Origin of the sequence: Streptomyces laculatispora (genome assembly GCF_017353455.1) — a bacterium.
GTDB classification, from domain to species: Bacteria; Actinomycetota; Actinomycetes; order Streptomycetales; family Streptomycetaceae; genus Streptomyces; species Streptomyces laculatispora.
In genome coordinates, this window is sequence record NZ_JAFMPZ010000594.1 from 1 (window position 1) to 5254 (window position 5254).

Genomic DNA, 5254 nt, shown 5'->3' on the forward strand with positions numbered 1-5254 from the left:
CGTCGAGCTTGACGACATTGGAGCCGCCGCGCTTGGACACCTTCTTGTCGCCGGATATGACCTGTTCCATGGCGGCCTGACGCTGAGCGTCCTGCTGCTTGCTGAACGGGCCTTCCAGGTTGTGCGCGTTGCCCTCGGCCGACCCCGGGTCCCGGCGGTCGACGGCGGAGGCAGCGGTGCCTGACGCCTTGTCATCAGCCTGAGCGGTGGCGAAGGCGGATGCGGTGGCGGCGGTCGCGGCCATGGCCACGACAACCGCCCCGGTGCGAAGCGCCCGTCTCTTAATGATCACGTGATGCAGTCCTCCCCGGCGCCCGCGGCTGCGGCCTGGAAGTGTGAAGGGGCCGCGCGCGGAAACGCGTCACAAGTGACGACATTCGACCGGAGTTACGTGAGAAAAGACAGATCTTGACTTGAACAGACCAAGTGCACTATGCAGGAGCACATTTCCGCTATCCGGACGACCGCTCCGCACCCAACCGGCGCGCCGAAGGCCTTGATCGGCGCGGGGAATGACTCCGTGCGCCCCCCATGCTCCGGCACTGTGGGTTAGGTCATGCTTACTACCCGTTCCGCGAGGGAATCCACCGTCGTAGAGTCGCCTGACAGTGCGACCCGTGTTGAGAGACCGCCCATCCGACGTCCCGAGGACGGATAACGCCATGCCGCGTCCTACTGCTGCACAGCTCTCCTACGGTTCGGTCACCGTTGTCTTCTCGACCCTCGCCATGCTGCTGCTGTCCCGTACGAGTTCGGACCTCGGCATCGCCGTGATCGCTGCGGCCGGGCTCGCGCTCGGCCTGCTGGTGGCCGTCACCGTGCCCGCTCCCCCGCGCCGGAGGACGGCGACGGAGGAGGCCGCGGCGTCCGCACACCAGGAGGCCCGCTCCGGCGCCGGGCCCGAGGGCCACGCCCTGGGCCACGTACAGGGCACGATCCCGGCCGCACGCACGTCCGCGCGGGTGGGCGAGCACTCACTGCGGCGCTGACGCCCGGCGGAGCCGGGAGAGTGCCGACACGCCCTCCCGGCCCGGTCCGAACGGGCCGCGCCGCTCTCAGACCGCGCTCTGAATGTTGGTGGTCACCACCACCGTCTTGGCCGCCTTGTCCTGCAGGCCCTGCCGGTACGGCTTGTCCGTGAACATCAGCACGATGTTGATCAGCCACCACAGGCACGGGCAGCACAGCAGCGCCGGAAGCCACAGCACCACGGCCCGCAGGAACGAACTGCCGGTGTCCGGCACACTGCCGTCGTTGAGCATCGCGACCCGCAGCTTCAGCAGCCGCTTGCCGAGGGTGCGGCCGTCCTTGTGCGTGAAGTACGTGTCGTAGCCGACGTAGACCACCAGGCCGATCAGCGACCAGACCAGTTGGTGACCGCTGTACGTCTGGGCGAAGAGGTCGCCGACGTTGTCGTTGCCGTTGTTGCTGTTGTTGTTCGACATGTCCACCGCGCCGCCCCAGGGCAGCGAGATCAGGTACAGCGGGATCGAGATGATCAGGAAGTCGATCAGCCGGGCCAGGATGCGCTTGCCGGGCTCGGCGAGCGGCGGCATGCCCGCCAGCGGATCCGCAGCGCCGAACTGGCCTCCGCCGTAGGGGCCGGGGTCGTACGGCGGAGGCGGCGGCGCGCTGTCGTAGGGCGAGCCCGACGGCGGCGGCCGGGGCTCGTGCGGCTTCTTGAGGAACGGGTCGTCCTCGGGCGGCTGACCGGACGTCGGCTGATCGTTGCTCATGGGGGCAGTGCACCCCGCCGCACAGGCGCCCGCAACGGCTCAGGTGCTTTCGGGGGAACAGAATCCGCCCGACGGCCCTCACCCGAAGAGCCGTCAGCCGTGCGGGTCGGCTGCGGGGCGAGGCCCTTCTCACGGAGCCGCTCCGGCGGCCCCGTGCCGGCCGGTCTCAGCCGGCCACGAAGGTGCGGGCCGCCTTGTCGTGCCAGCACTGGCGCCACGGCCGGTCGATCAGGCACCACAGCACGTTGGCCACCCCGATCACTAGGACGCCCAGCACGCCGTAGACCAGCCAGCGGCGCAGCGCGGCGCCGAAGGCGGGCGCCGAGCCGGACTCGATGTCCCGTACGTCGAGTCCGCAGAGCTTCTTTCCGAGCGTACGGCCCCACTTCGCGGTCGGCAGCGCCTCCAGGAGGACGCCCAGCACCAGGAACGCGACGAGGACCGCGGCGGCCAGGCCGGCCGTGGTGGAGTCCAGCAGCCAGACGGTGACCGTCTCGCCGGACAGCCTGGCCGCGTCGATCTTCTCGTTGATGTGGTCCGCGGCCCGCGTCGCGAGGGGGACGGCGATGGCGCCGACGAGCGCGGCCAGCACGGCGGTGTCGATGAGCCGGGCGGCGAACCGCTTGCCGAGGGCGGCCGGACGGGCGGCCGCCTGGGCCGCCGCGAGCTGCTGGAAGTGGTCGTTGACCGGGGGCTTCCAGGGCACGACGGGCTGGTCGGGCTGAGGTGCATGGGGCTGCTGGGTCTGATGCGGTGTCTGGGATTGCTGGGGCGCCTGGGATTGCTGGGGAAACGCGGGCCGTTGTTGCTGCGCGGGCACCTGCGGCAGGGCGGCCTGCTCCGGCCGGGGCTGCTGCGGGGTCTGCTGGGCCCAGGAGGCGGCGGCGCCGGGGCCGCGCGTGAGCGGGCCGTTGAGCCGGGCCGGGTCCTGGGCGGCCGGGTTCTGCCGCGCGGGGCCCGGAGCGGGCGCGGAGGCCCGGGACGGGGCCGGTGCGGCGGGCCCGGAGGCCTGCGGGGCGGCCGGGGCGACGGCGGGGCCGATCGCGCGCATCGTCATCGTGCCGTCGGCGGGCGGCTGTTCGGCGGGCTGCTGTTCCGCGTCGCGCGAGACCGGCGGCCTGCGGCCGTGGCCCGCGGCGCGGATCGAGACCGTGCCGTCGGCGGGCGGACTCCCCGCGTCGCGGTCGCCGCCGCCGGCGCGCCCGTGGCGGGCGACCCGGATGGCGACGGTGTTCTCGGCCCCGTCAGCGGCGCCGTCCCTCATGCCCGGCAGCGCGCCGCCGGTGGGGTCCTGCCGCACGGACCGGCGCGGGTCCACCGGAGCGAGGTCGGCGCCGGGGCGGACGGCCGACAAACGGTCGCCGGAGGAACGAACCGCCGGGGAGCGGTCAGCGGGCGGGTCGCCTGCCGGGGGACTCGCCGCGGGCGTACGCGGATCGGGGCTCGGCCCCGGCTGCCCGCCCTGTTGTGCGGGCTGTCCGCCGCCCCAGGAGACCCGGCGGTCGCGCTCGCCGCCGAAGCCGTTCTGCCGGGAGACGTCGGCCTGCCAGGTGTGCGACGGTTCGGGCCGTCCGTCGTCCTGCGGCTCCTCGTTGAAGAAGACCGGACCGGTCTCGTCCACCGGGGCGGGGCCGGGCTGTCGCGGTGCGGCCGCCTCCGGGGCGGGTGCCGAGGGCATCGCCTCCCCGCTCTGCGGGGCGGGCCTGCTCGTACCGGGCACCCACGAAGCGCCGTTCCAGTACCGGACGTATCCGGGAATGGACGGGTCGGGGTAGTACCCCTCGCGGGGGCTTTCGTCACCGGGTGCCGGGGTTGGGGCGCTCATCACCGTGGTCCCGTATCTCTTCGAGGCCTTGGACCGACCGGCAGTTGGGGGGCGGCGTCACGGGGCCGGGCACGCGCGGCTGCGGCGTTGGCGTCCATCACCAGGGCTCCTCCCCCACGCTCTCGACTCCGCTCGAGCAGGGGAGACCCATCTGGCTCAGTCCTTCGCCTCGCAGCTGCGCCCGGACCCGCTCCTTCACCCACCACCCAATTGCCGGTCGGTCCCAATACAAGGGTCCACATCTATCAGACACCCGCCTGCCCCCGGGCCGGTCCGGGAGTTTGGGCCACTTTCCGGTCACGCCAAACTTTTTTCCCGGAAGTCGCGTAATGGATGACGGGGAGGGCGCTCTCTCCCTGTGAAGGCCGGTCGCGGGACCGGCTCACAGGTCTCGAAAGGACGCCTCATGCACACCGTCGTGGAACGCGAGCTGGAGCTCAAGCTGGTCCTGTCGCCCGAGCGCAGCATCCCGGTGCCCGCCCGGCTGACGTATCGCACCCGGGACCCGTACGCCGTGCACATCACCTTCCACATCGGCTCGGACGCCCCCGTGCACTGGACGTTCGCCCGCGATCTGCTGGTGGAGGGCGTGTTCCGGCCGTGCGGGCACGGGGACGTGCGGATCTGGCCCACCAAGATCGACGGGCGCGGCATCATCTGTGTGGCGCTGACCTCGCCCGACGGCAACGCCCTGCTGGAGGTGCCGTCCGCCGCGGTGGCCGCCTGGATGGAGCGGACGCTGCGGGTGGTTCCGCCGGGCACGGAGTCCGAGCGGCTCGGCATCGACGAGGGCCTCGCCGAGCTGCTGGCGCCGCTGCCGGCCGACGACCTGTGGATGAGCGATCCGTGGCCGTCGGACGAGTCGCAGGACGGGGAGAGTTGAGCGCGCGGGGTGGTGGCGTCAGGCACGTCCTGCGAGGTCGGAGCCTCCTGCGAGGCCGAAGCGGCCGGCGAGATCGAAGCGGCCCGCCACGGTCAGAACACCTTGCCCGGGTTGAGCAGCCCCAGCGGGTCGAAGGCCTGCTTGATGCCCCGGTGCAGTTCCACGCTGACCTCGCCGAGCTCCCGGGCGAGCCACTCCTTCTTCAGCACGCCCACGCCGTGTTCGCCGGTGATCGTGCCGCCGAGTTCGAGGCCGAGCGCCATGATCTCGTCGAAGGACTCGCGGGCCCGCCGGGACTCGTCGGCGTCGGTGTGGTCGAAGCAGACGACGGGGTGGGTGTTGCCGTCGCCCGCGTGGGCGCAGACGCCGATGGTGAGGTCGTACTTCTCGGCGACGGCCGCGGTGCCCTCCAGCATGGCGCCGAGCTTGGAGCGCGGTACGCACACGTCGTCGATCATCGTGGCGGGCTTCACGGTCTCCAGGGCGGTGAGCGACATCCGCCGGGCCTGGAGCAGCATTTCGGACTCGGCCGCGTCCTCCGCCGGCACGACCTCGGTGGCGCCGGCGGCCGTGCACAGTTCGGCGACGGCGGCCAGATCGGCTGTGGGGTCCGGCGTGTCGAAGGCGGCGAGCAGGAGCGCCTCGGTGGAGTCGGGGAGGCCCATGTTCGCCATCTTGTTGACGGCGCGGACGGTCGTACGGTCCATCAGTTCGAGGAGTGACGGAGTGTGACCCCGCTCCATGATCGCGCAGATCGCGTCGCAGGCACTGGCCGCGCTGGGGAACTCGGCGGCCAGGACGAGCTGCCGG

5 protein-coding genes and 1 pseudogene are annotated in these 5254 nt (G+C 72.2%); 2 read left to right on the top strand and 4 right to left on the bottom strand.

The genetic code is table 11. From position 1 onward, the window contains the following. Positions 1-292, bottom strand: a pseudogene (locus J1C73_RS31270) (immune inhibitor A domain-containing protein); the annotation flags it as partial. A 370-nt stretch (positions 293-662) separates the two neighbouring features. Here J1C73_RS31270 and J1C73_RS31275 point away from each other — a divergent pair. Then, the gene (locus tag J1C73_RS31275) at positions 663-989 is read left to right on the top strand and encodes a hypothetical protein (protein WP_207319322.1); all 327 of its coding nucleotides are present in this window, start codon (positions 663-665) and stop codon (positions 987-989) included. 66 nt (positions 990-1055) lie between these two features. Here the strand turns inward: J1C73_RS31275 and J1C73_RS31280 are convergent, their stop codons facing one another. Both J1C73_RS31280 and J1C73_RS31285 read right to left on the bottom strand, forming a co-directional pair. Next, positions 1056-1736, bottom strand: a complete 681-nt coding sequence (locus J1C73_RS31280; RefSeq protein WP_207319323.1) for an RDD family protein — start codon at positions 1734-1736, stop codon at positions 1056-1058. Between the two features lie 166 nt (positions 1737-1902). After that, entirely contained in the window at positions 1903-3561 is a 1659-nt protein-coding gene (locus J1C73_RS31285) for an RDD family protein (RefSeq protein ID WP_207319324.1), read from the bottom strand. A gap of 406 nt (positions 3562-3967) precedes the next feature. Between J1C73_RS31285 and J1C73_RS31290 the strand changes: the two genes are divergently transcribed. Beyond that, on the top strand, positions 3968-4444 hold the full coding sequence (locus tag J1C73_RS31290; protein WP_207319325.1) for an SsgA family sporulation/cell division regulator: 477 nt from the start codon (positions 3968-3970) through the stop codon (positions 4442-4444). A 92-nt stretch (positions 4445-4536) separates the two neighbouring features. Here the strand turns inward: J1C73_RS31290 and J1C73_RS31295 are convergent. Next, positions 4537-5254: FAD-linked oxidase C-terminal domain-containing protein (locus J1C73_RS31295; protein WP_278186692.1), on the bottom strand; the 718-nt coding region annotated here is incomplete at its 5' end.